Here is a 24,499-nt window from a genome sequence, read left to right as displayed (position 1 = left end):
TAGATATATGTTAAAAAGCGTTGATATGTTGGTGCGTATTGTTCTTTTTATAGTTTTGTTTTAAGAAAACGATATATAGTAAACTAAAAAGTACATATCCAATTAAATAATAGAATGAAAACAGATCGAATTGTTTTGTTATCATAATTCGAATCGCGAAAAATCCAAATGGAAGGGCAATTAAAACGCTAGTACTAAAGGAAATAACTGTTTTTAAAAACTTTAATTGACTTGTATTCCAATGATTTTCTCTACAAATAAACCAAATGTTGCTCGCGATAAAGGCTAGTAAAAATGGCAAGCAAGCTGAAATGTTGATAAAACCAAGTACAATCGGTATTGATAGAGCGCCAAGTGGAGCAATTGAAAATCCTGTAAAGTATTTAATAAATGTATTCGTAGATTGATGTGCTTTTTCAATCACATCTGTATATTCTACTGCAATTTCCTTTGCTAGTTCTTTTGGAGGAAGAAATTCTGCAATCACTTGTGAAGGAATGACTCCTGATGGTATCCCTTCACTTTCTTTACTTAATGCATTTTCGTATAAATCAGATTTAATTTCTAGCACATGTTGTTCGCGTGCTGATGTAGGTAAGTTCATTAAACCTTTCTGAAAATCGTGTAAGAAAGAAATAATGAGTTCATTTGCAAAGAATTGTTCCTTGTTCATTTTTTATCCTCTCCTTTAGCTAGTAACATTAGAGCTTGATACACGGCATCATAATCATGTAAGCGACTATGTAAAATTTCTCTCCCTTCGTCTGTAATGCGATAGTATTTTCTTTTTGGGCCATCACCAGACTCTTCCCAATAGGAAACAGCCCAATTGTTTTTCGTGATTCGATTTAATATAGGATAAATCGAGCCATTGGGGATATGAAATACAGGGATTTCTTGTAATGCACTTGTAATTTCGTATCCGTACATAGGTTGTTTACTTATTAAGGATAAAATAGCGAGATCAAAAACACCTTTACGTAATTGAATTATAAAATTATCATTTTTTTCCATACTTTAACTATATACGATTCATATCTAGATATCAATCATATATAGCGGATTTTTATTTCTGTATTGACCTAGAGCTAACTCTAGGTTGTAAGATGAATATGTAAAAACAAGGGGGAGAGAACATGTATAAAATCGGTGAAGTAGCAGAATTAACAGGGATGGGTATTCATACTTTGCGTTACTATGAGAAATTAGGATTATTACCACCACCAACGCGAAATAGCGGGATTCGTCAATATACAGAAGGTGATGTGCGCCTATTAAAATTTTTATGTTCATTAAAACAAACTGGAATGTCATTAGAAGAGATGGCTGAGTTTGCAAGTGATGGATGCATTATAGAGGAAATTAGGCAGAGGAAAGAGGAAGTGCCAGCGAAAGTAAAAAAGAGAATTTTAATTTTAACAACTCATTTAGAAAGATTAAAAGAACAGCAAGAACAATTGCGAAAAGTTGTCCAGCTAACAGAAGAGAAGTTAGAAATCTATTACGGTTTTCTAGAAGGAAAAGACTTGGAGGCCGACAATGAAAAATAAAGTATATGCGCAGTTATTAGGATTTGCGATATTTACTGGTGGAACATTTAATGCTTCGAAATATGCGGTGCAGTATTTCGAAGCGATTCATATAGCAGCATGGCGTTTTGGGATTGCTGCATTTGTGATGTTATGTCTGTTAAAAATACGAAAAGATTTTGAGGTGGAGGTATGGAGGCAAAACAGGATCTATTACCTTTTGTTAGGCATTGTTGGTGTATTCGGTTTTAACTTCTTTTTCTTTTTAGGAATGAAACATACAGAAGCTATGAATGGTGCACTTATTATGGCGACAAACCCGCTTGTTACGACGCTGTTAGCAAGTGTCATTTTACGGGAGAAAATAGTAAAGCGTCAAGGTATTGGAATGTTACTTGCACTAATTGGTGTTGTTTTTGTGCTTACGAAAGGTTCGTTTATCGCAATACAAAATTTATCATTTTCAAAAGGGGATTTTTATATTTTATTAGGAAATATTTGCTGGGCGTTATACGGTGTACTAGGCAGAAAGTTTATTAAAACTGGGAGCCCAATACAGACTACAACCTATACAATGACTATTGGTGCTCTTGCCTTTACCATCATGTCTTTTACGCAAAAAAGTACAGTGCCACTTTTTGAAATCACCCTATTAGCTTGGGGAGCGATTCTCTTTATGGCAATCGGAATGAGTGTGCTAGGTTACTTATGGTGGAATAATGGAATTGCTCAAATTGGTGCAGCAAGGACATCTTTATTTTTTAATCTAGTGCCTGTAGTTACAATGATTATTTCTTTTGTAGAGGGAGTAAATATAGCACCCGCACAATGTATTGGGATGCTATTGGTTATTACGGGAGTATTGTGTTCATCAGGTTTTATACAAATAAAATCAAAAGAAAGTGTGAATATTTAACATTTTTTGCTTAGAAATGTTAGAATAATAAGAAAAATAAAAAGGGAGCTAAAAAACATGTTCACACTCCGGGTAGATGACGAAATCGAACTACAATTACTAGAAAAACATCATAAAGAGGAACTATATCAATTAATAAATCAAAACCGTACTCATTTAAGAAGATGGCTCCCTTGGGTAGATGGGACGAAATCTGCTGATGCTTATGATGAAATTTTTCCGATGTGGTTAAAGAAGTTTGCAGAGGGAGACGGTTTTGAAAGTGGTATACGTTACAAAGGAAAGCTCGTTGGGATGGTAGGCATTCATCCAGTGAGCTGGGGGAAGAAAGCGACGAGTCTTGGGTATTATCTTGCAGAAGATGCTGGCGGGAAAGGTATTATGACGCGTAGCGTGAAGGCTGTACTTCACTATGCATTTGAGAATTTAAAATTAAATAAAATGGAAATTAGATGCGGTGTTGAAAATGTGAAAAGCCGCGCGATCCCAGAGCGTTTAGGATTTAAGTTAGATGGTATTTTAAGAGATGAAGAATGGCTATACGATCACTTCCACGATATCGCTGTATATAGTTTATTAGCTTCAGAATGGAAGGAGATTCGATGAACGAGAAGATTCATATTGTTCCGTATGAAAGTACATTTCAAGAGGAAGTAGTAAACCTTATCGTTCATATTCAGCAAAAAGAGTACAATGTCCCCATTATGAAAGAAGAGCAGCCGGACCTGCTTGAAATAGAAACATTTTATCAAAGGAATCATGGCAACTTTTGGGTAGCAATTTATGATGGTAAAGTAGTTGGAACAGTAGCTTTATTAGATATTGGGAATCATCAAGTAGCGTTAAGAAAAATGTTCGTAAAAAAAGAATTTCGGGGAAAAGAGTGGGGTGCATCACATAAGTTGCTCCAAACAGCAATTTCGTGGGCTGAGAATAAAAAGCTGAAGGATATTTACTTAGGAACGACAGTGAAATTTTTAGCGGCGCATCGCTTTTATGAAAAGAATGGTTTTGAAAGTGTGAGTATAGATGAGTTGCCAAAAAGTTTTCCAGTGTTGCAGGTGGATAAGAAATTTTATAGATATATTGTTTAAGAAGGTCATATAGAAATGGCCTTTTTTTATGAACTAAAATGGAAAAAGTGGTATAATTTAGGTTAGGGGGTGCATGTATGAATTTTCCGATTCAAAGAAGTAAGTCAGTAGTCATTTTCGTTTGTCTCACGTTAGCTTTTATGTTTGTGTATCCACTCGTCATGATTGTCGCAAATAAAGAGCAGTGGATGACAGCGTTAATTGGGATGAGTTTATGCTTCCTTGTTAATGTACCACTCGTTTGGGAAGTATTTATTAAAAAGCATAAAGTAGAAGATGGTGTATTAAAGTACGGTATTTTAAATGATGATGTTGTATTAAAAGATATAAGAGTTGTTAGTCAAGTTGGAAACTACCTTGAAATTACGACGAATGCATACAAAGTACATATGGTTGCGATGCCGCAACATATGAAGCAGTTTTTATCACTTGTAGAAAAAGAGAATCCACATGTGAAAATAGAAATGGTAGGGAAGAAATGAAATATGTAAAACCTTTGTTTTGCTTGGAAATATTATTTGTACTTGTTGGTTGCACTAGAGTATATATGAAATGGGATCTGCCTTTATATGTTCCTATATTGATTGGTACTATTGCAGTGGCGCTTTTGTATTATTTTCACTTCCAGCAAACAAAAAGTGAGAAAAGTAGCTCAATATAGAGTGAAGATAAAAAAACGCTCGGAAAAAATCCCGAGCGTTTTTTATTATTTTAAGTTCTCTGGATTTAAAGCTTCTAATTCAGGTACAACGAAGCGTCCGTCTTTACGGATTAGTACGTCGTCGAAGTAAATTTCGCCGCCGCCGTATTCAGGGCGTTGGATGCATACTAAATCCCAGTGAATGTTCGAGTTGTTACCGTTCCAAGCATCGTCGTAAGCTTGTCCAGGAGTGAAGTGGAAGCTGCCATCGATTTTTTCATCGAATAGGATATCTCCCATTGGATGTAAGATGTATGGGTTTACGCCAATTGCGAACTCACCAACGTAGCGTGCGCCTTCGTCTGTATCGAAGATTTTGTTAATGCGTTCTGTATCGTTTGCAGTTGCTTCAACGATTTGGCCGTTCTCGAACTTAAGTTGTACATTTTCAAATGTATAACCGTTGTAAGGAGATGGTGTATTGTAAGAAACTGTACCGTTAACAGAATCACGAACTGGTGCAGAGTATACTTCACCGTCTGGAATGTTTAAATGACCAGAGCATTTAATTGCTGGAATGTCTTTAATAGAGAATGTTAAGTCAGTTCCAGGGCCAGTTAGGCGAACTTTATCAGTTTTATTCATTAATGTAACAAGGCTATCCATTGCCTTATCCATTTTACCGTAGTCTAAGTTACAAACTTCGAAGTAGAAGTCTTCGAAAGCTTCTGTGCTCATTTTTGCAAGTTGCGCCATAGAAGCATTTGGGTAGCGAAGAACAACCCAGCGTGTTTTTGGAACGCGAATGTCTCTATGAACTTTCTTACCAACTGTTTGACCGTGAATTTGCATTCTTTCACTTGGCACGTCAGCTTGTTCGTTAATGTTATCGCCAGAGCGAAGACCGATATAAGCGTCCATATCTTTCATTACGTTTGCTTCATAGGCTGCGATTTGTTCAAAATGTTCTTCAGTAGCACCCATTAATAAAGAGCGATCTACTTGATGATCTTTTAAAGAAACGAATGGGAAACCACCAGCTGCATATGCTTCTTTAACAAGTGCAGTTACAAGTTCTTTTTGTAAGCCAAAGTTTTCAATTAATACTTTTTCGCCTTTTTGTAAGCGAATAGAGTAGTTAATTAAATTGTATGCTAACTTTTCAATGCGTGGATCTTTCATATGTAAAGCCTCCCTACTAATTATGTATCCTCTCCTATTGTAACCTACTTAGTGGAATTTGTTGAATCATTTATGTTAAAGTTAACGAATAAGTATGAAAATTCTAATGGAAAGATAGGGATTAGAACGAAACGGAAAATGATTGTATAATAGGGGAAAGTATGAAAAAGATAAAGGAAGTGATGAAATGCAAGTTCTTTTATATGTAAGTGCAGCTATTATCGCGGTTGCTTTCGCTGTATTAGTAGTGTATGTATGCAGAACGTTGTTATCGGTTCAGAAGACGTTAGAAAACGTTGCAAGCACGTTAGAAGGTTTAGAAAAGCAAATGCAAGGGATTAGCGTAGAAACGGAGCAATTATTACATAAAACAAATGCGTTAGCTGATGACATTCAACAGAAGTCACAATCATTAAATAAAGTAGTGTCGGGTGTAGATGGAATTGGAACGACAATCCATTCTTTAAATACGAAACTTCGTAATGTATCAGAGTCTGTTACGGACGAAATTGAAAATAATGCAGATAAAGTAGCGCAAGTTGTACAGTGGAGTAGCGCAGCAATTGAAGTATACAATCATTATCGTGCGACAAGACAAGAGAAAAAGGTTGAAAAAGAAGAGCGTAAATTAGAAAGACTTGAGAAAAAAGCTGAAAAGAAAGAGAAGCGCTCTAGACTTCGTATGAGAGGTGAATCGTGATGAATATGACAAAACTTGAAACAATTGAAGAGCTTGAAGTATTAGTAGAAAAAAACGAACCTTATGTTCTTTTTAAACATAGTACGACATGTCCGATTAGTCATGGTGCCTATACAGAATTTCAAGCTTATTGTAGTGAAGAAAGGGCAGTGCCAGCGTATTACTTATACGTACAAGATGCGAGAGATGTTTCGAATCGTGTTGCAGAACAGTACAGCATGAAACATGAATCTCCGCAAGTGTTATACATAAAAGATGGGATGGTAGTATGGAATACGTCTCATTGGAACATAAAAAAAGACGCTTTAGAAGAGAATATTAAGTAAAAAGAAGCAAGCGAAAGGTGCTTGCTTCTTTTTTTGTTTTTGTTGAAATATATTTAATGGTACACTGTTATTAGTTCAAATTAAATAACTAGATTGTTGAAAGTAGGTTTTAAGTAATGAAGAAAATGGCATTATCCTTCGCGGTCGTAAGTTTATTACTAGGAGCTTGTAGTAATGATACGATTAGTAAGAAGGATGAAGTTATACAAAAGGATACGAAAGAAAAAAGTATGATTCCAAGAACTGCTGTTTCTAAAGATTATTATAGAACTGTAATTCCTTTAAAAGAACAAAAGGTTATAAATACAGCTAATGTAAAAACAAATTCTAAATTAGATTTAGCAGAGTATGAAAATGGTTTAATGAATATTGCAAAAGAGCAATTTGATACAGAAAACCATGTGCTTCAATTAAATCAGTATATTCCTGAGAAGTTAGTTGATGAACTAGTCGCAAAAGTAGAAGCACCCGTTTTGACAAATATTATAGAACAAGACTATTTCGGGAAACAGAATTCAAATGAATTAAGTTTATCTGGCGTTGTAATTGGGTTAGCTATGTCTTCAAGTGTATCCAATGAAGAGGCAATGTCTAAGGGGACTGAAGTTGCTAAGCAACTTATTGAAGCTATTCATAAAAATGACAAGTATAATAAATCCCCAATTACGTTTGCTATCTTTAAGCAAGAAAGTACAAGTTCTTTAAAAAATGGCACGTATATTGCTAGTGCTACCGTTCAAAAGAATGATACGAACCTTGGAAATTGGAATGCAATTGAAGAAAAAGCGTATTCATATCCTTCCGATGAATTTACACAAGCACATGGAGAAGATAATGAAAAAATAAATAAATTTGCTGAGGCAATGAAAGGTTTTTCTCCTGGAGACTTTATCCCAGTAAATGCTAAAGTTTCTTATAAGAAAAATCAAATGGATACATTAAATATGGATATTGTTATTAAATATAACGGTAAAACAGAATTAATGGCTCTTACTCAACTCGCCGCTCAAAGTATGTTAGACCAATTACCGAAAGATGCAAAAGTACAATTGCAGATAAAGTCCGAGAATAAAATTGAGGCAATTGTTATAAAAGAGAAAAACAGCGATAAACCGTTTGTTTCCTTCTTATAAAAAAAGACAGTGTTTAAACTGTCTTTTTTTACTGTAAATGAAAGGGGACGATGGGACAGGGCGTCATGTAATACGCTCCATATTTCCGCTGTACTAATCTCAAAGAAAGAAACCTATTTTACCCCTTGCATTGTCGATTTTTGTTGGTAAGTCGATATATTTGGAAAATCGCTGATATAAATTTCATTTACTATCGTACTGCTTAAAATAAGGTTTCTACGCATGAGATATCTATATTTTTACAAAAAATGCCCTTTTTTTCATAAAAAATACGAAAATACGAGAAAAGAAGCGAATTTTTTCGAAACTTTTGCGGGAAAATATTGTATGAGCCTGCGTTTTTATCGTATCATTAGTAAAAGGAAGAACTCGGGACGATTGGTGGCATCTGCAAATAGAGTTGATGTCTTTTTTTCATTCAAGTAACCGATACATAAAAATAGATAGCAAAAATAGAAGGAGTGTGCGATGAGATGAACGTAACAATATATGATGTAGCGCGCGAAGCGAACGTTTCAATGGCTACCGTGTCACGCGTTGTGAACGGTAACCCAAATGTAAAGCCTACAACAAGAAAGAAAGTATTAGAAGCAATTGATCGTTTAGGATACCGCCCAAATGCGGTAGCACGTGGATTAGCAAGTAAGAAGACAACTACAGTAGGTGTTATTATTCCTGATATCTCAAATACGTTTTATGCAGAACTTGCTCGTGGAATTGAAGATATCGCAACAATGTACAAATATAACATCATTTTAAGTAACTCTGACCAAAACAAAGAGAAAGAGTTCCATTTATTAAATACGATGCTTGGAAAACAAGTGGACGGAATTGTTTTCATGGGTGAAGATATTACAGATATTCACATTGAAGAATTTAAAAAGTCTCCAGTACCAATCGTATTAGCAGCGTCATTTGATGAGCAAAATGAAACGCCATCAGTAAACATTGATTATACACAAGCAGCTTACGACGCAATGAAGCACTTTATTGAACAAGGACATAAGCGTATCGGTTTCGTCTCTGGTCCTTTCATTGATAAAGCGGGAAGCGCGAAGAAGTTACAAGGTTATAAAAAAGCTTTAGAAGAAGCAGGTATTTCATATGATGAAAATCTTGTAATCGATGGAGATTACACATATGATTCAGGTATCGAAGCATTCGAAAAGCTTTGGGGCCTTGATGAAAAGCCAACAGCAATCTTCGTATCTTCTGACGAAATGGCACTAGGTGTAATCCATGCAGCACAAGACGCTGGATTAAACGTACCAACTGATGTAGAAGTACTTGGTTTCGATAATACACGCCTTGCATTAATGGTTCGTCCACAACTTTCAACAGTTGTACAACCGATGTATGATATCGGTGCAGTAGCAATGCGTCTATTAACAAAGTATATGAACAAAGAAAAAGTGGAAGATCACACTGTTATCTTACCTCACCGTATCCAATTTAGAGATTCAACGAAGTAAGTATAAAAAAGCTCACAGCGATTGCTGTGAGCTTTTATTTATATTCAGGATAGTATGTTTGAACTATAGTATCCACCGTTTCATTTTTCTTAACGTGTAAAAATCTTGCGTATAATTCTTTTCCGGTTTCAAATGGTGTATCGTCTAATTCAAACACATGTAATAGTTTTCGAAACGTCCATGTTATTTGCTCATCGTACATATTAACGTACGTATGCTCAGACTGTATAGCGATCTGTTCACTTAGTGCATGAGCTTCTTCCAAACTGTGTGCCTTAACAAGAATAATACTTTCTTCAAAAAGTGTATCGTGATTTTCTTCATAATGCTCATCCATTTTCGTAGGATCAGGCTCACCAGAATGAACAGATTCAAACAATAATTTTACAGCATATATATCATGCTGCATGTTTCACCTTATAAATAATACTTGCGACAAGCGAAGCAGGTATTGTAAATACGTTACTTTGGTAATGGTAATGTACTTGAGATTCTTCATAAGACATGTTGTCATATAATTCGTTTTGTGACACATTCATTTTCCTCTGTTTTTCTTTGAGTATTTTAATGTAGTTATACTGTATTGGGACGAGAATGATGAAATAGGCTAATACGATTAGTGAAATCCAAATCATTATGAACACTCCCTTATAAAGAATATTTATATATGGTAATTATATCAATTTATACGAATAATATCCATTTGTTTCTAGTGGTCAATTTCCTTTCCAAAATGCAAAAAGTTCTTCAGGACTTCGTAAATTATGTTCAAGACATGTTTGGGCAGTGTGTTTAAAGCTTTGTATGAATTGTTCTAACCTAGAAGGATCATATTGTTTCACATTGCCAGCAATAATAGTTTCATCTTTATCTAAGTTAAGTGATATTTTTAGCGAAGTTATATTTGTTTTTAGTTGTACAACTTCCATGTAAAAAAACTTTTTGTCTAAGTCAATTATAATATAATCATATCGCTCTACTTGTTTACAGTATCCTACAATATCATCTTCCAATTGAAATCCTCCCGAGTATATGGCTTATTGGTGACTTCGCTACAAAATGGTATTGTTCCTTGTTATATGTCACATAAGTGTAAAAATAACTATTATAGGGCAATGTCATGTATAATAGAAAGAAAAGGCTTGTGAGGGGGGAGAAGAGATGATCGTTCTTTGGATAATTACGCTTTGTATGACTGCTATTTTTGCATATATGACGTTAAAACAAAATGGTTTAAAGCGATTTGTTCCAGGAAGTATTCTTGCAGGAATTGCCCTTATCACGTATGTAATTTCTATTTTTATTGAAAGTGTATCAGTGGATATGAGCACAAGTTTAATGTTTATGGGGATTACACTATTTGCAAGTAGTATTATGGTACTTATGGTTGCTGGTATTATTTTATTTATTCATATGAATTCGGAAACGTTATAGCATATAGAAAAGGCATGTCCCCTTGGGACATGCCTTTTTATCCGTTCAATTATGCTCTATCTTTAGAAGAGTTTTGCTGTTTTAGCAAGTCGCGAATTTCGCCAAGAAGAACTTCTTCTTTTGTTGGTTCTGGAATTTCTTCCTCTTTTTCTTCTTCTTCTTCTTCTTTTCTAGATGTTAGTTTGTTGAACACTTTAACGAACATAAAGATAGCCGCTGCAATAATTAAGAAATCAAAAATTGTTTGGATGAAGTTACCGTACATAATAGATGACTTACCGAATGTAAGTTTTAAATCTGTAAAGTCAACGCCACCTAATACCATACCAAGTAATGGTGTAATAACATCTTTTACTAAAGAACTAACGATTTTACCGAATGCAGCACCGATTACAACCCCGACAGCTAAATCAACGACATTCCCTTTGAAAGCGAACTTTTTAAACTCGTTCCACATGTGTTAATCCCATCCTTTCCACGATTCATTATGAAATTTATAATTCCTATCAACATATTCTATAGAAATTTTCGAGAGAAATAAAGAGGGAATGGGAATGAAAGTAAATTCTGAAAAATGTATCCGTTTTAATTTTTGTTTACATTATGCAGCAGAGATTGCAAAAGTTGCTGCGTTTTTAATCCTTCTAATCCATCTACAACAGGCTTTGTATCTCCTTGTACACATTCAATGAAATGATGAACAGCATCTTCAAAACCACGTTGTTTTAACGTCGTATCCCATGATGGGGAACCAATTTGAGAAACTGCATTTTCTTGTTCAACTTCAAATGTGTTCATGTTTTTTACGCGAATGATTTTTCCCGCCGTTACAAGTTCAATTTGTTCTAAATTTGTACCGGCATGGCGATGCATTGCGGTAGAAAGTAACATTCCATTTGCAGTTGTATATGTATGATGTCCGTAAAGAAGTTCATTCTTTTCATTGATTTGCATCATATTATGGACGACGTTAAGCTCATCGTTAGCTAACCAGCGAGCAGTATCTACAATATGTAAGTAATCATCTAACATCGTAAAGTCGTACGTATAGGGCCCGACTTTATTTGTACGATGCTTTTCAATTCGAATCCATGAAATATGATGAGCTTGCTCTTTTGCCGCAACATACATAGGAACGAAGCGGCGATTAAATCCGACCATTAACTTTCGGTTATATTTTTCGCTCAACTCGACTAGTTTTTCAGCCTGTTCCACTGTAGCAGCTAACGGCTTATCAACGTAAACATCGATTCCTTTTTTCAGAAGTTCAGAAACGATTTCATAATGCGATGCAGTTGAACTATGAACGAAGATTGCATCACATTCCGAAGCTAACGTTTCAATAGAATGGAAGTCTTGAATGCGGTATTGCTGGCAAACTTGTTTTCTTTTCTCCGCGTTAGGTGTAAACGCCCCTACAAAATTCCAATCTGTTTCTTTTGTAAGTGTTGGAAGATAAGCTTTTTGTGCAATACTTCCAAGTCCAATCATCCCAATTTTAGGTTTTTTCATGTGTATTCCCACCCTATTAATAGTAATGTAACGGGTTAAATGTAGCATAGGGTGGGGGAGGAAGGCAAAAATTAGCTTTTTACTTATGTCCTTCTAGCAAAATCTTTTCTATCTCTTCAAAGTTATGAGCACGAGCATGCTCTAGCGGAGTAACACCATCATTATCTGGAATGTTTACATCTGCACCGTGCTCAATAAGAAGGCGGATAACTTGTTGTTGTGTTTCATTTCCGTTACTTAGTACGATGGCTTCCATTAAAGCTGTCCATCCGAGATTATTGACATGGTTTACATCGATATTTGTTCGCGTGAGGAGTTCTTTTATAACATCAACATAGCCATGTTCTGAGGCTGGGATAAGAGCTGTACCGCCATATCGATTCGTAAGCGATGGATCTGCGCCAGCATCAATTGTTAGTTTTAAAATATCTAAGTAACCTTCTGCCCCGGCGTATAGAAAGGGATTGTTTTTCATATCATCTTGGATATTTACGTCAGCACCAGCATCGATAAGCGCTTTTGCGGTTTTTACATCATTTTTGTATGTAGCAATCATAAGAGGGGTGCGTCCTTTATTGTCTGTTATATTTATGTCAGCCCCTTTTTTGAGTAACGATATAACAGTATTCGTTTCTTGTTTCTCAGTAGCTGTTAGTAGCGCTGTCTCCATGTTTGTCATCTCCTTTTTAACTTCTTGTTCTTGCGAGCAACCTTGTAAAAAAATTACGCAACATATCATGCTTACTGTTTTTTTGAACATGGAATCTCAACCTCCTCATTTCAACTGTAAAATAAGAACATTAAATTTTTATAAACTGACGCTAAAATTACTATAAAATCGCTTGAGTATTTGAACATATATTCTTATGCTTTAAATAATAAGGTTTGATAAAGTGAGGATGTAACATATGTCTATTAAAACAAGGTTTTTATTTTCTTATATCGCTGTCATTCTCGTTTCCATTACGCTTATATTAATCGCGGGATTTTTAATCGTTTTTTCGATAACAGGTGACTTGGAAGCAGTGAGAAATTTCTATAAAAGCTCCTATATTCAAAAGCCGCTTACGTCAGAAGAAGAGAATGCGTATATTGAGTTAAAGACGGCAGCAAAGAAACATCAATCGCAACTATTAGATGAATCGTTCGTTTCATCACTTGAAAAAGAAGGGGTGAAAATCGTTGTAAGAAAGGGAGAAAACATTTCTTATGCTACAAAAGTATTTGAAAGTGGGGCTTTAAAGGAAGCCCTTCCGAAATTTGAATCTGCAAATATTAATAGTCGTGGTACAACGGAACTCGGCGATACATTTTATCGATATGTAAAGTTTGATTTTTATTTTCCTCAGGAAGAAGAGGGGAGTATATTTGTATTAAAGAAGCAAAGTTCATTTGTAGATCTTACACAAAAGTTATTTCCGATTTTGTTCGTATCACTTTTACTGTTAGCTATTTTACTTATTGGATTATTAAGTTACCTCGTCTCAAGAAGTGTTATAAAACCAATCTTTGTATTGAAAGATGCGACTGAAAAAATTAAAGAAGGAAATTTAGATTTTCAAATACCAGTTACATCGCACGATGAAATTGGGCAATTGAATCAAGGATTTGAGGAAATGAGGAAGAAATTAAAAGAATCGATAGAGATGCAAACGCAGTATGAAGAAAATCGAAAAGAGCTCATTTCAAACATCTCTCACGATTTAAAAACACCAATTACATCTATTATTGGATATGTAGAAGGAATAAAAGACGGAGTAGCAAATACGCCAGAAAAAATGGATAAGTATTTGACAACTATCCATACGAAAGCAAGACATATGGATACACTCATTGATGAATTATTTTTATTCTCAAAGCTCGATTTGAATCGAGTTCCCTTTCAGTTTGAAACGGTTGAATTAAATATGTTTATGCAAGAATTAATAGAAGAGATGCAGATGGATTTAAGTAAAGAAGGTATAGAAGTTAACTTACAATTACATGCATCACCACTTTACGTAAAGGCTGATTGCGAAAAGATAAATAGAGTGATATCAAATTTAATTCATAATAGTGTGAAATACATGGATAAAGAAGAAAAGAAAATTACTGTAACAGTATCGAGTGATAACAATAAAGTGATTGTGAAAGTAATGGACAACGGATCAGGTATAGAATCTGATACACTTCCTTATATTTTTGAACGTTTCTATCGTGCAGAGAAATCGCGAAATTCTAGTACAGGTGGAAGTGGACTTGGCTTAGCGATAGCGAAGCAAATTATTGAAGAACATGGCGGGAATATTTGGGCGGAAAGCGAGCTTGGGGAAGGTACAAGCATTTTCTTCTCATTGGAAAAAGTAGAGAAATGTGGTGAGTAAATTGAAAAGAATTTTACTAATAGAAGATGAAGTAAGCATTGCAGAATTACAGCGAGATTATTTAGAAATTAATGATTTTCAAGTTGATGTCGAACATTCAGGAGAAACAGGTTTACAAATGGCCCTGCAAGAAGACTACGATTTAATTATTTTAGATATTATGCTTCCGAAAATGAATGGATTTGAAATTTGTAAGCAAATTCGAGCTATAAAAGATATTCCGATTTTACTTGTTTCAGCAAAAAAAGAAGATATAGATAAAATTCGCGGGCTCGGTTTAGGAGCGGATGATTATATAACGAAACCGTTTAGCCCGAGTGAGCTAGTAGCAAGAGTAAAAGCGCATATTTCTCGTTATGAAAGATTATCAGGGAATGTAAGTAAGCAACGCGATACGTTATATATTCACGGAATCTCTATTGATCAACGGGCGAGGAAAGTGTTTATCAACAATGAAGAAATTGCGTTTACAACGAAGGAATTTGATTTATTAACATTCTTTGTCACAAACCCAAATCAAGTATTAAATAAAGAACAGTTATTTGAGCGCATCTGGGGATTAGATTCCGCTGGTGATTTAGCAACTGTTGTCGTTCATATTAGAAAGTTACGTGAAAAAATTGAAAGAGATCCAGCTCACCCGCAATATATTGAAACGGTATGGGGGGCTGGTTATCGTTTTAACGTGTAGGGAACCTGTCAAAGCTTTGGCAGGTTTTTTATGTGATCAAAAGGGAATAATAGGTAATTTATGTTAAAATATAAAGAGAGATAAAACATAGGAGAGTGTGAGAGGGCGTGCTACATTTTGGGAGATACATTAAAAGATAATAAATCACACAAGGCTTTAAAAATCGGGACTAATATTATACTTATCTTATTAATTATTGGTGCAATACAAATGTTTTATGATGAAGATTATACAAATGATCATTTCGGTGGGTTGTTTATGATGGTCTTTTTTGCAATTAAAATAGTTTCTAGTTTTCTAATAAGTTTAAAAGAAGGAGATAAAAAGGCAGTATTTATTGATTTAGGTTTAGTGGTTTTGTGTGTTCTTCTTTTAATTGTTACTAGTTGAAATATTTCTTTTGAAAAAAACTCATAGTCTCATAGAGGCTGTGAGCTTTCCTTAATAATAACGGTACTGGCGTAATGATTTATAAAATGTTTGAGTGGTAGAAGTAAACAGAGTAGTTTCTTCTAAAAAAGGATAATGATTACTCTCTTCAAATATCACAAAAATAGAACTACGTATGCCCTCATGCATATCGATAGAATACTGAATCGGGCATTGCACATCGTGTCTTCCGCATATAATAAGTGTCTTTGTTTTCATAGAAGGTAAATGTTCTCGTAAATTAAATGCTGGATATTCGTGAGAAAAAGCATTCATCCGGCTAGCAGATATTGTTTTTACAATTGGTTTACAAAAATAAGAATTATAGTTTTCCGGTTTATATAATGATAATTTTGTTCTCTCAGTAGATAGCTCTTTCCGTTCTTCACTTGTAAGGAGAGGGTTTTTTAAGTTTTCGATGAGTTGTTGCATATAATGAAACTGAGGATGTTCCGGATGATAAATGCAAAATGGTGTTTCGGTATAATTACTTGCTGCCGCTCCAACGACGACTAGTGATTGTAAGGATTTTGGATATGTAATTGCGTATAGAAGTCCAAGCATACCACCTGTTGAGTGGCCAGCGAAATGCCATATTGGAAGTTGTAAAGCTTCTCGTATCGCTTCTAAATCGTGAATCGTTTCAATCATACTTAATTCTTTTTCTGAATTGGCTTTTGCGGAGTTACCAGCATCTCGTAAATTAATGAGCAATACACGATGCGTAGAAGTGAAAACATCCGCAAAGTAATCACCAGTCTCATTAAATTGGGAATAGTGATGTGTAATGCAAAGCGGTTCGCCACTGCCTTTAGTAAAAAGCTCGAATGTGCCACGTTTCGTGTTGACCATTTGTTGTTTCCGCATAATATCACGACCTTTTCTTATAAAGTCCGTTAGTACATAAAAATATATCAGCGATTATTAGAATATATCGGCGTATCTCGAAATATATCAGCGATTATCAAAATATATCGGCGTATCTCGAAATATATCAGCGATTATCAAAATATATCGACTTACCGACAGAAATCGACAATAATAGCAAACTTTAAATAAAAGGAGGCTATTCAAAAACGAGCCTCCTTTTCGTTTAGTACAAAGATTTTTTCATATTATTCCGAATAATTTCAAGGGATTTCGCTACAGTTAATGCATTCTTTTCTTCAATTTCTGGTTTTCGGGGGATAGGTTTATACATGTTGTCTGGATCTTCCCATGTGAGAGGAAGTTCTGTTTCAGCTTGTCCTTTCCAAGCGTCAATCCATTCTGGAGGGAGATAACCTGAGATGTTTTGGATGTTGTTCATTTCGAGCCAAATGAGTGCCCAAGCCCTTGGGACGACGCGCCAGTGGTCATAGCCACCGCCGCCGACAGCAATCCAGCGACCTTCGCAATATTCGTTAGCGATTTCGCGAGCGAGCTTCGGTATCTCGCGGTAAATATTCATCGTTGCGCAAAGGTGTGTAAGTGGGTCGTAATAATGTGCGTCAGCACCATTTTGCGTTAAAATAATATCCGGTTTAAAGTATGCGGCCACTTCTCTTACGACAGTTCGATAGGAATCTAAAAACGATTCGTCTTCTGTAAAAGCATCGAGTGGAACGTTAAAAGAATAACTATAGCCATTACCTTGTCCGCGTTCATTTACAGCGCCAGTTCCAGGGAATAAATATCGCCCCGTTTCATGTAGTGAAATGGTGCATATGTTAGGATCGTCATAAAAAGACCACTGTACACCATCACCGTGATGAGCATCTGTATCAATATATAAAACGCGTAAACCGTATTTCTTCTGAATATATTTCATTGCGATGGAACTGTCGTTATAAATACAAAAGCCAGATGCCTTGCCGCGGAAGCCGTGATGTAAGCCGCCACCTAAATTAAGCGCGTGCTTTACTTTTCCAGAAAGAACAGCGTCAACAGCTGTTAATGTACCGCCAACGAGTAATGCACTTGCTTCGTGCATATTTGGAAACATCGGTGTATCTTCTGTTCCGAGTCCATATGTCATCGCAATTGATTTTTCTAACTTACCTTCTCCAGCACGTTTTACCGCATTTATGTACTCCTCTGTATGAATGTAGGCAATCTCTTCATCTGTAGCCATCCGTGGTGAGATGATTTGAGAAGGAGAGATGAAACCACCCTTTTGTAATAAATCGTACGTAAGTGTGACGCGCAGTTGGTTAAAAGGATGATCAGGGCTAAATGAATAGCCCCGAAAGTCATCCGAATAAATAAACGCGCTACTCATGCTTGCATCCCCATAATGTTCGGCCATAATACGCGGTAGCCTTCTGCTTCAAGTGCATCAATCACTTTTAGCGGATTCATCGTTTGAATGCGGAAAACGAGTACTTTATCATTCTCATCTTTTGCTGGGGAGACGAGAACGCTCACGATATTTATTTGTAACTCACTAAAAATAGCAACGACTTTTCCGAGAATGCCAGGTTCATTTTTTACTTGAATTTCAATTTGTGAACTCGGTTGATGTGCTCCTGTTAATTTCACTAACGTGTGCAGTACAGTAGATTCAGAAATAATTCCAACTAACTTTCCTGCCTTTGTAACAGGAAGACAGCCAATTTTATTTTCAAAAAATAAAGTAGCAATTTCCTCAACAAAGTCGAGAGGATGGCAAGTCATAACAGAATGTTTCATAATCAGTTCGAGCGGTTGCTTCAGCATATCGAGTGAAACTTGTTCATCTAAGATAGACGGACTTGCATCTCTTACATCCCGATCCGAAATAATGCCTACAACATGATTATTTTGATCGACAATTGGAATGTGCCGAATGCCTTTCGTGCGTATCGTTCGGATTGCTGTTTCGATTGTATCGTTTGGGTGTAGTGTCACCACATCTTGATTCATAATTTCTTCTACAATCATTCCAGTTGCCCCCTTTATTTAGTACATAAAACGATTGTGAAAACGTAGACGATCAAATGCTTGAATAGAATCCGTATCAACGCGTTTGCCGATGCGGACCATTAAACAGTTAGCAGGATGTGAACAAATTTCAGGATCATCTGTAGCCATCCATTGTAACCCGCCAGCATTCATCATCTTTTCCATTACTTTTCGGTACTCCCAAACATTTAAGCCTGTTTGTTTCAAATCCCAGTGCCAATAATATTCAGTCGTCAATATAATGTAATCTTCCATATAATCGTCCATCATAGAAACCTCTAGTAAGTTCTTTCCGACAGAACTCCCGCGGAAGGCTGGGACCACTTCAATTGCCCCAAGCTCAATTAAGTTTTCCATTTTTCCTTCTGACCATCGTTCAAGTGGATCAGGATACAAGTATGTAACATATCCAACAATCGTTTGGTCATGTCTAGCAATAATGAGACGAGCTTCTGGCAATTTAGAAATTTCGACAATTGCTTTATATTGCTGCTCGGCAGGACGAAACGCAACTAAATCTGGATGAAATTCATACATTTCTAAGTTATGTGTAGAGACAGGCCCTTCAATAATTAAAGTGCCTTTCGCTGTTTTTAAGTTTCTAGCATTATATATTTTTTTATGGATCAATGTATTGCTCACCACCTTGAGGGTTTGTGAATCTATTCATATCGTACTTTATAATATATGCGATGTGAATCGAAATTTGTCATTAAAAATTTGTCTAAAAATCAACAAATATACTGAAAATTTTAAATAATGTTATTATAATAGATAATAGAATACATAGGAGGGGGATGTAAAGTATGAAAGTAGAAACGCTTCCTGTCATTAAAGGAGAAAATAATTTGCCGAATTATGATGAGGCATACGCGAATTTTAACTGGGAAGAGGTTAATAAAAACTTTACTTGGAATGAAACAGGCCGAGTGAATATGGCGTATGAGGCAATTGATAAGCATGCGAAATCCGATCGGAAGAATAAAGTAGCCCTTTATTATCAAGATGGATCTCGAAAAGAGAAGTATACATTTAAGGAAATGAAGGATTTTTCTAATAAAGCAGGAAATGTCCTAAAAAATTATGGCGATGTAGAAAAAGGCGATCGCGTTTTTATTTTTATGCCGCGTTCCCCAGAGTTATATTTCGCACTTCTTGGTGCAGTGAAGTTGGGAGCAATTGTTGGTCCGCTATTTGAAGCATTTATGGAAGGCGCAGTTCGCGATCGTTTAGAAGATAGCGAAGCAAAGGTGTTAATTACAACGCCTGAATTGTTAGAGCGCGTACCATTAAATGATTTACCAGCTTTAAAAACAGTCTTCCTTGTTGGAGATAATGTAGAAGAAGGCGGTAAAACGGTAGCATTCAATCCTTTATTCGAACAAGCTTCAAAAGAATTACATATTGAATGGTTAGGCCGTGAAGACGGTTTGATTCTACATTACACGTCTGGTTCTACTGGTAAACCAAAAGGTGTGCTTCATGCACAAAACGCAATGGTTCAGCACTACCAAACGGCGAAATGGGTATTAGATTTAAAAGAAGACGATGTATATTGGTGCACAGCTGACCCAGGCTGGGTAACGGGAACTGCTTACGGTATTTTCGCGCCGTGGTTAGTCGGAGCATCAAATGTTATTTTAGGCGGACGCTTTAGTCCAGAAGCTTGGTATGAAGCATTGCAAGATTACGGTGTAACAGTTTGGTATAGCGCACCAACAGCTTTCCGTATGTTAATGGGTGCTGGACAAGATGCAATTAAAAAATATGATTTATCACAAGTGCGCCACGTGTTAAGCGTTGGTGAACCGTTAAATCCAGAAGTAATTCGCTGGGGTATGAACGCATTTGGACTTCGTATTCATGATACGTGGTGGATGACAGAAACAGGTGGACAAGTTATTTGTAATTACCCTTGTATGGAAATCCGTCCAGGTTCAATGGGTAAACCAATTCCAGGTGTGAAAGCAGCGATTGTTGATAATGAAGGAAATGAAGTGCCTCCATACACAATGGGTAACTTAGCAATTGGCAAAGGTTGGCCAGCTATGATGCGTGGAATTTGGAATAACAAGCAAAAGTATGAATCTTACTTTATGCCGGGCGATTGGTACGTATCAGGTGATTCTGCCTATATGGACGAGGATGGATACTTCTGGTTCCAAGGACGTATTGACGATGTAATTATGACGTCAGGTGAGCGCGTTGGTCCGTTTGAAGTAGAAAGCAAATTAATCGAGCATGCTGCTGTTGCAGAAGCGGGTGTAATTGGTATTCCTGATCCGGTGCGCGGCGAAATTATTAAAGCATTTATCGCGCTTCGTGCAGGGTACGAACCATCTGAAGAATTAAAAGAAGAAATTCGTCAATTTGTAAAGAAAGGTCTAGCAGCTCATGCAGCGCCAAGACAAATTGAATTTAGAGATAAATTACCGAAAACGAGAAGCGGTAAAATTATGCGCCGCGTATTAAAAGCGTGGGAGTTAAACTTACCAACAGGTGACTTATCAACGATGGAAGATTAAGAGAGAAAGGTCTGAACGAAATAGCGTTCAGACCTTTCTTTTTTCTTCTCTCTTTAACCTACATATAAAGAGGAAAGAAAATGAAAACAGAAAAAGAAAAAATGATACTAGGAGAAATATATATACCGACTGATCCAGTTGTATGAAAAGATGTGCCAGATCATGTAGTAGTTGGCGGAAATCCTGCAAAGATTATAAAAAAATAAAATAATATTTGAACGAAGTGCCTTCCTCATCTGTATACATTTATGAAAGAATAGATGAGGGAGGCTTTTTTATGTCTAATAAATTACTTCTTACTTTTGCTTTAATCGGAATTATAGTTGTATTTTCTTGTGGAATGTTTTTGCCAATGCCAATTGGATTTAAAGTTTCAATGTTCACAGCTGGAGTTATGATGAGTGTTATGTTTTCAATCATTATTCCATTTGATAGAAAACATATAGTACGGAAAAATGGATATAAAATTGATTTTACAAAAACAAAAGTGTATTTTCGCTGGAATGTATTTGATACGATTTCGGTTTGTCTTGCAGTGTATGCATGTATATGTGTGCAAGTATTAAACTTTTTAGTTTCAAGTGGTCATACGATACAAAATCCGTATGTTCAATTTTTTACGAATCAATCGCAAGTATGGATTATTGTCGCAAGTTGCTATTTAATTTCCCGTATTTCATTAACGTTAAAAGGAATAAAGGAGATTAAAAATCATGGCGCAGATTGGGATTGAGGAGGAACTTATGCTTGCATATCAAAGCGGAGATAAGCAGGCTGGGGAAAAACTATACGTTTTAATCAAACCGGCGCTATATACATTTTTGTATCGATTTAACCGGGATGAACAATTAAGTATTGACCTTGTCCAAGATACGTTTTTGACATTAGAACGAAAGAAACATATGTATGAACTTGAAAAGGGAAAAATAAAAACGTATTTATTTCAAATCGGTTATCGTCTTATGATTAATAAATTAAATAGGAGAAAAAAGTGGCGTACGCTTTTGCCATTTTTAGTGCCGATTCCGGAAAAAGAATTTTCTCACGAAGATCGGCTCACAGTAAGAGAAGCAATTTTGAAAGTTCCAGAAGAGCAAAGAGCAGTCCTAATCCTTTCTTATTATCATGACATGCAGCAAAAAGAAATTGCAGAGGTATTAGATATTCCAGTCGGAACGGTGAAGTCGAGACTTCATAACGGGATAAAGAAATTGAAACAATTGCTGGAGGTGGACGAAATTGAGCGAAAATCCCTTTAAGAGTGAATATAAATTAAAACAGCATTTAGATAGTGACCATGTAGAAGTACCGGACTTTCCAAAAATGGTAAGTCGATTCGATCGATTAATCGGGTTTCTTGGTTCCCCGGCGAAAGATCCTGTGGAAGCGACAATTGGGAATGATTTATCAGTTGTGTTTCACGTATCGTTATTAGTTGGGGTTCCAATTCTCTCTCTTATTACGATACTCTTTATGACGTTGTAAAGGATTGGCAAGAAGAGAAACCCGACCTTATTTGACACGCCTATATAAATGATGGTATAAAGAAAAGTATATGAATAATTGAGCGTGGAAAGGGAGAAGTAGTGATCATTTCCCTGTTTTAGAGAGCTGATGGCCGGTGAAAATCAGCACATAGATGATCGCGAATTACGCCCCTAGAGCATCTTTTTTCGATTGAATTGTATTCAAAAGGGAAGAGACGGTGCTAAGCCGTTATGTAAATAAGGTGGTAGGCTTTTTTTGGTCTGCAACTAGGGTGGTAACGCGATAATCAAAATCGTCCCTTATTTGAAGGGGCGATTTTTTTATGTTTTTAACCTTCACGCCAGTAATGAACTTAAAGGAGAGTATGTAGGATATGGGTATTTTACAAGATCTTGAATTTCGCGGTCTAATTAATCAGCAAACAGACGCTGAGGGCCTTGAGCAATTATTAGAAAAAGAAAGCGTTAAATTATACTGTGGTTTCGACCCGACAGCGGATAGCTTACACATCGGTCATATGTTACCAGTATTAATGTTACGTCGTTTCCAATTAGCTGGTCACCAACCAATCGCACTTGTTGGCGGTGGTACTGGTATGATCGGTGATCCAAGTGGTAAAAAAGCAGAGCGTACATTAAATACGAAAGATACAGTTGCTTACTACACAGAAAGCATTAAAAACCAACTTTCAAACTTCTTAGAGTTCGAAAACGTGGACAACCCAGCAACAATGGCTAACAACTATGATTGGCTTGGTAACTTAGATGTCATTTCATTCTTACGCGATATCGGTAAAAACTTCGGTTTAAACTATATGCTAGCAAAAGATACAGTAGCATCCCGTTTAGAGACTGGTATTTCATTTACTGAGTTTAGTTACATGATTTTACAATCATACGACTTCTTAAACTTATACCAACACCATAATTGCCGCCTACAAATCGGTGGTAGTGACCAATGGGGTAACATTACAGCTGGTCTTGAATTAATCCGTAAATCAGAAGAAGATGCGAAAGCATTCGGTTTAACAATTCCACTTGTTACAAAATCTGACGGTACGAAGTTTGGTAAAACAGAAGGCGGCGCAATTTGGTTAGACCCAGAGAAAACAACTCCTTACGAGTTCTACCAATTCTGGATTAACACAGATGACCGTGATGTTGTTAAATACTTAAAATACTTTACATTCTTATCTCATGAAGAAATTCTTGAGCTTGAAAAGCAAGTAGCCGAGGCACCAGAAAAACGTGCAGCACAAAAAGCATTAGGTGCAGAAATGACAAAACTTGTTCACGGCGAAGAAGCATTAGAACAAGCGATTAAAATTTCAGCTGCATTATTCAGCGGTTCTGTAGCAGAACTAACTGCAAGCGAAATCGAGCAAGGATTCAAAGACGTACCATCTGTAGAACGTACTGCAGAAGATACAGTATTAATCGACTTACTTGTAGAAAGCAAAATCTCTCCATCAAAACGTCAAGCACGTGAAGATGTAACAAACGGCGCAATCTACGTAAACGGTGAGCGTACACAAGCATTAGACTACGTTGTAACAGAAAAAGACCGCATCGAAGGTAAATTCACAATCATTCGCCGCGGTAAAAAGAAATATTTCTTAATTCGTTACTAATCCGAAACGAATATAAACAAATAGTACCCCGAATTGTAGGCTGAAAAGTTTATGATTCGGGGTTTTTATGTATGGATTTAAAACGCCGCATCTTTTCTTTTAAATAGAATATAAAGAATTAATATGAGCATATAAAGTAAACTCACTAGCATAACGATAAATGCTGTTGGATAAAATTTTGCTGCATATATAAAGAAATCAATTTGATAAATATCTTCGTAATTTGAAACGGTGCCTTTGAAGTAATTCGTAAACTTAGCGCTATATTTCCATTCATCAGGATCATCTATTAAATTACTTCCCTGATACCAATTAATAAGCGCGGAAGTAATAAACAACATACATGCACTGCCTAACTGAACCATTTGGTTTATTGTCAAAATGAATCAACCTCCTATTTTATGGTTATTATAGCGTGCATTCATATACTTGTAACCATTTTGTTGTAATCTCCTTTTCGAGTTCATACGGAAATCACATGTAAGCGGTATGATAAATGTATAACAACTAGAA

At 36.0% G+C, this 24,499-nt stretch carries 33 protein-coding genes and 1 other annotated feature; of the genes, 19 read left to right on the top strand and 14 right to left on the bottom strand.

What is annotated here, in order from left to right:
- Positions 1 to 10: 10 nt before the first annotated feature.
- Both ACTFNE_RS04940 and ACTFNE_RS04935 read right to left on the bottom strand, forming a co-directional pair.
- Positions 11 to 673 (bottom strand): HAAS signaling domain-containing protein, encoded by a 663-nt coding sequence (locus tag ACTFNE_RS04940; RefSeq protein ID WP_270706429.1) that lies wholly within the window; start codon positions 671 to 673, stop codon positions 11 to 13.
- Positions 670 to 1,014, bottom strand: coding sequence for a PadR family transcriptional regulator (locus ACTFNE_RS04935; RefSeq protein ID WP_000414143.1), 345 nt, complete (start codon positions 1,012 to 1,014; stop codon positions 670 to 672). Before ACTFNE_RS04935 ends, ACTFNE_RS04940 begins: the two co-directional genes overlap by 4 nt.
- 122 nt (positions 1,015 to 1,136) lie before the next feature.
- Here ACTFNE_RS04935 and ACTFNE_RS04930 point away from each other — a divergent pair, with 122 nt between their 5' ends.
- The 6 genes from ACTFNE_RS04930 (at position 1,137) to ACTFNE_RS04905 (ending at position 4,200) form a co-directional block, all read left to right on the top strand.
- Positions 1,137 to 1,550: a MerR family transcriptional regulator gene (locus ACTFNE_RS04930; RefSeq protein ID WP_270706431.1), complete on the top strand. Its 414-nt coding sequence runs from the start codon at positions 1,137 to 1,139 to the stop codon at positions 1,548 to 1,550.
- A complete protein-coding gene (locus ACTFNE_RS04925) occupies positions 1,540 to 2,445 on the top strand; it encodes a DMT family transporter (RefSeq protein ID WP_270706432.1) in 906 nt (301 codons plus the stop codon). The genes ACTFNE_RS04930 and ACTFNE_RS04925 overlap by 11 nt, the downstream gene beginning before the upstream one ends.
- Positions 2,446 to 2,502: 57 nt before the next feature.
- The gene (locus ACTFNE_RS04920; RefSeq protein WP_270706434.1) at positions 2,503 to 3,051 is read left to right on the top strand and encodes a GNAT family N-acetyltransferase; all 549 of its coding nucleotides are present in this window, start codon (positions 2,503 to 2,505) and stop codon (positions 3,049 to 3,051) included.
- On the top strand, positions 3,048 to 3,539 hold the full coding sequence (locus ACTFNE_RS04915; RefSeq protein ID WP_001003093.1) for a GNAT family N-acetyltransferase: 492 nt from the start codon (positions 3,048 to 3,050) through the stop codon (positions 3,537 to 3,539). The genes ACTFNE_RS04920 and ACTFNE_RS04915 overlap by 4 nt, the downstream gene beginning before the upstream one ends.
- Before the next feature lie 77 nt (positions 3,540 to 3,616).
- Entirely contained in the window at positions 3,617 to 4,021 is a 405-nt protein-coding gene (locus ACTFNE_RS04910) for a PH domain-containing protein (RefSeq protein WP_270706436.1), read from the top strand.
- Positions 4,018 to 4,200, top strand: coding sequence for a hypothetical protein (locus tag ACTFNE_RS04905; RefSeq protein WP_000878351.1), 183 nt, complete (start codon positions 4,018 to 4,020; stop codon positions 4,198 to 4,200). Before ACTFNE_RS04910 ends, ACTFNE_RS04905 begins: the two co-directional genes overlap by 4 nt.
- A gap of 45 nt (positions 4,201 to 4,245) precedes the next feature.
- Here the strand turns inward: ACTFNE_RS04905 and ACTFNE_RS04900 are convergent, their stop codons facing one another.
- Entirely contained in the window at positions 4,246 to 5,361 is a 1,116-nt protein-coding gene (locus ACTFNE_RS04900) for an aminopeptidase (protein WP_046198194.1), read from the bottom strand.
- 187 nt (positions 5,362 to 5,548) lie between these two features.
- On the opposite strand from ACTFNE_RS04900, the gene ACTFNE_RS04895 reads away from it, so the two are divergent.
- The 4 genes from ACTFNE_RS04895 to ccpA all read left to right on the top strand — a co-directional run bounded on the left by ACTFNE_RS04895 (position 5,549) and on the right by ccpA (position 8,992).
- A complete protein-coding gene (locus ACTFNE_RS04895) occupies positions 5,549 to 6,061 on the top strand; it encodes a DUF948 domain-containing protein (protein WP_001197726.1) in 513 nt (170 codons plus the stop codon).
- Positions 6,061 to 6,387, top strand: coding sequence for a bacillithiol system redox-active protein YtxJ (gene ytxJ / locus ACTFNE_RS04890; RefSeq protein ID WP_001057468.1), 327 nt, complete (start codon positions 6,061 to 6,063; stop codon positions 6,385 to 6,387). The genes ACTFNE_RS04895 and ytxJ overlap by 1 nt, the downstream gene beginning before the upstream one ends.
- 116 nt (positions 6,388 to 6,503) lie before the next feature.
- Positions 6,504 to 7,520: a CamS family sex pheromone protein gene (locus tag ACTFNE_RS04885; RefSeq protein WP_000738019.1), complete on the top strand. Its 1,017-nt coding sequence runs from the start codon at positions 6,504 to 6,506 to the stop codon at positions 7,518 to 7,520.
- Between the two features lie 473 nt (positions 7,521 to 7,993).
- Positions 7,994 to 8,992, top strand: a complete 999-nt coding sequence (gene ccpA / locus ACTFNE_RS04880; RefSeq protein ID WP_001103293.1) for a catabolite control protein A — start codon at positions 7,994 to 7,996, stop codon at positions 8,990 to 8,992.
- Positions 8,993 to 9,026: 34 nt separating this feature from the next.
- Here the strand turns inward: ccpA and ACTFNE_RS04875 are convergent, their stop codons facing one another.
- The 3 genes from ACTFNE_RS04875 to dhp61 form a co-directional block, all read right to left on the bottom strand.
- On the bottom strand, positions 9,027 to 9,389 hold the full coding sequence (locus tag ACTFNE_RS04875) for a DUF4288 domain-containing protein (RefSeq protein ID WP_270706443.1): 363 nt from the start codon (positions 9,387 to 9,389) through the stop codon (positions 9,027 to 9,029).
- A gap of 1 nt (position 9,390) precedes the next feature.
- Complete coding sequence (locus ACTFNE_RS04870) at positions 9,391 to 9,627, bottom strand: DUF3949 domain-containing protein (protein WP_270706437.1); 237 nt, start codon at positions 9,625 to 9,627, stop codon at positions 9,391 to 9,393.
- Positions 9,628 to 9,708: 81 nt separating this feature from the next.
- Entirely contained in the window at positions 9,709 to 10,005 is a 297-nt protein-coding gene (gene dhp61, locus ACTFNE_RS04865; protein WP_270706438.1) for a protein Dhp61, read from the bottom strand.
- Positions 10,006 to 10,153: 148 nt separating this feature from the next.
- Here dhp61 and ACTFNE_RS04860 point away from each other — a divergent pair, with 148 nt between their 5' ends.
- Positions 10,154 to 10,426 (top strand): DUF3917 domain-containing protein, encoded by a 273-nt coding sequence (locus ACTFNE_RS04860; protein ID WP_000636593.1) that lies wholly within the window; start codon positions 10,154 to 10,156, stop codon positions 10,424 to 10,426.
- Between the two features lie 49 nt (positions 10,427 to 10,475).
- Here the strand turns inward: ACTFNE_RS04860 and mscL are convergent, their stop codons facing one another.
- The 3 genes from mscL to ACTFNE_RS04845 form a co-directional block, all read right to left on the bottom strand.
- Entirely contained in the window at positions 10,476 to 10,883 is a 408-nt protein-coding gene (gene mscL, locus ACTFNE_RS04855) for a large conductance mechanosensitive channel protein MscL (protein WP_109630320.1), read from the bottom strand.
- A 128-nt stretch (positions 10,884 to 11,011) separates the two neighbouring features.
- Positions 11,012 to 11,938, bottom strand: a complete 927-nt coding sequence (locus ACTFNE_RS04850; protein ID WP_270706439.1) for a Gfo/Idh/MocA family protein — start codon at positions 11,936 to 11,938, stop codon at positions 11,012 to 11,014.
- Positions 11,939 to 12,017: 79 nt separating this feature from the next.
- Positions 12,018 to 12,698, bottom strand: coding sequence for an ankyrin repeat domain-containing protein (locus tag ACTFNE_RS04845; protein ID WP_046198189.1), 681 nt, complete (start codon positions 12,696 to 12,698; stop codon positions 12,018 to 12,020).
- Between the two features lie 148 nt (positions 12,699 to 12,846).
- Between ACTFNE_RS04845 and ACTFNE_RS04840 the strand changes: the two genes are divergently transcribed.
- The 3 genes from ACTFNE_RS04840 to ACTFNE_RS04830 all read left to right on the top strand — a co-directional run bounded on the left by ACTFNE_RS04840 (position 12,847) and on the right by ACTFNE_RS04830 (position 15,382).
- Positions 12,847 to 14,301 carry a sensor histidine kinase gene (locus ACTFNE_RS04840; RefSeq protein WP_046198188.1) on the top strand — a complete coding sequence of 485 codons (1,455 nt, stop codon included), beginning with the start codon at positions 12,847 to 12,849 and terminating at the stop codon, positions 14,299 to 14,301.
- Between the two features lies 1 nt (position 14,302).
- Complete coding sequence (locus ACTFNE_RS04835) at positions 14,303 to 14,992, top strand: response regulator transcription factor (RefSeq protein ID WP_033671272.1); 690 nt, start codon at positions 14,303 to 14,305, stop codon at positions 14,990 to 14,992.
- Positions 14,993 to 15,109: 117 nt separating this feature from the next.
- Positions 15,110 to 15,382 carry a hypothetical protein gene (locus ACTFNE_RS04830; protein WP_046198187.1) on the top strand — a complete coding sequence of 91 codons (273 nt, stop codon included), beginning with the start codon at positions 15,110 to 15,112 and terminating at the stop codon, positions 15,380 to 15,382.
- A 51-nt stretch (positions 15,383 to 15,433) separates the two neighbouring features.
- On the opposite strand, the gene ACTFNE_RS04825 is transcribed toward ACTFNE_RS04830, so the two are convergent.
- The 4 genes from ACTFNE_RS04825 to acuA form a co-directional block, all read right to left on the bottom strand.
- A complete protein-coding gene (locus tag ACTFNE_RS04825; protein WP_071727089.1) occupies positions 15,434 to 16,288 on the bottom strand; it encodes an alpha/beta fold hydrolase in 855 nt (284 codons plus the stop codon).
- Between the two features lie 226 nt (positions 16,289 to 16,514).
- The gene (gene acuC, locus ACTFNE_RS04820) at positions 16,515 to 17,681 is read right to left on the bottom strand and encodes an acetoin utilization protein AcuC (protein ID WP_439997961.1); all 1,167 of its coding nucleotides are present in this window, start codon (positions 17,679 to 17,681) and stop codon (positions 16,515 to 16,517) included.
- On the bottom strand, positions 17,678 to 18,322 hold the full coding sequence (locus tag ACTFNE_RS04815; RefSeq protein WP_270706420.1) for an acetoin utilization AcuB family protein: 645 nt from the start codon (positions 18,320 to 18,322) through the stop codon (positions 17,678 to 17,680). Before ACTFNE_RS04815 ends, acuC begins: the two co-directional genes overlap by 4 nt.
- Before the next feature lie 18 nt (positions 18,323 to 18,340).
- Positions 18,341 to 18,973 (bottom strand): acetoin utilization protein acetyltransferase AcuA, encoded by a 633-nt coding sequence (gene acuA, locus ACTFNE_RS04810; protein WP_000581400.1) that lies wholly within the window; start codon positions 18,971 to 18,973, stop codon positions 18,341 to 18,343.
- A 176-nt stretch (positions 18,974 to 19,149) separates the two neighbouring features.
- Here acuA and acsA point away from each other — a divergent pair, with 176 nt between their 5' ends.
- The 5 genes from acsA to tyrS all read left to right on the top strand — a co-directional run bounded on the left by acsA (position 19,150) and on the right by tyrS (position 23,986).
- Positions 19,150 to 20,868, top strand: coding sequence for an acetate--CoA ligase (acsA, locus tag ACTFNE_RS04805; RefSeq protein ID WP_000862052.1), 1,719 nt, complete (start codon positions 19,150 to 19,152; stop codon positions 20,866 to 20,868).
- A 277-nt stretch (positions 20,869 to 21,145) separates the two neighbouring features.
- Positions 21,146 to 21,601 carry a hypothetical protein gene (locus ACTFNE_RS04800; RefSeq protein ID WP_046198183.1) on the top strand — a complete coding sequence of 152 codons (456 nt, stop codon included), beginning with the start codon at positions 21,146 to 21,148 and terminating at the stop codon, positions 21,599 to 21,601.
- Positions 21,582 to 22,127 (top strand): RNA polymerase sigma factor, encoded by a 546-nt coding sequence (locus tag ACTFNE_RS04795; protein WP_000057186.1) that lies wholly within the window; start codon positions 21,582 to 21,584, stop codon positions 22,125 to 22,127. Before ACTFNE_RS04800 ends, ACTFNE_RS04795 begins: the two co-directional genes overlap by 20 nt.
- Positions 22,108 to 22,353, top strand: a complete 246-nt coding sequence (locus ACTFNE_RS04790; RefSeq protein ID WP_046198182.1) for a hypothetical protein — start codon at positions 22,108 to 22,110, stop codon at positions 22,351 to 22,353. The genes ACTFNE_RS04795 and ACTFNE_RS04790 overlap by 20 nt, the downstream gene beginning before the upstream one ends.
- A 76-nt stretch (positions 22,354 to 22,429) precedes the next feature.
- Positions 22,430 to 22,659, top strand: a binding site (T-box leader).
- Positions 22,660 to 22,729: 70 nt separating this feature from the next.
- On the top strand, positions 22,730 to 23,986 hold the full coding sequence (tyrS, locus tag ACTFNE_RS04785; protein ID WP_000512078.1) for a tyrosine--tRNA ligase: 1,257 nt from the start codon (positions 22,730 to 22,732) through the stop codon (positions 23,984 to 23,986).
- 77 nt (positions 23,987 to 24,063) lie between these two features.
- Here tyrS and ACTFNE_RS04780 read toward each other — a convergent pair whose 3' ends face one another.
- Positions 24,064 to 24,366, bottom strand: a complete 303-nt coding sequence (locus ACTFNE_RS04780) for a YjdJ family protein (RefSeq protein ID WP_000154634.1) — start codon at positions 24,364 to 24,366, stop codon at positions 24,064 to 24,066.
- Between the last annotated feature and the right edge of the window lie 133 nt (positions 24,367 to 24,499).

It is taken from the genome of Bacillus cereus group sp. MYBKT111-2 (assembly GCF_051915205.1).
Taxonomy (GTDB): domain Bacteria; phylum Bacillota; class Bacilli; order Bacillales; family Bacillaceae_G; genus Bacillus_A; species Bacillus_A paranthracis.
The sequence above is the reverse complement of the archived record's forward strand: the minus strand, read 5'-3'. Positions and strand labels throughout refer to the sequence as shown.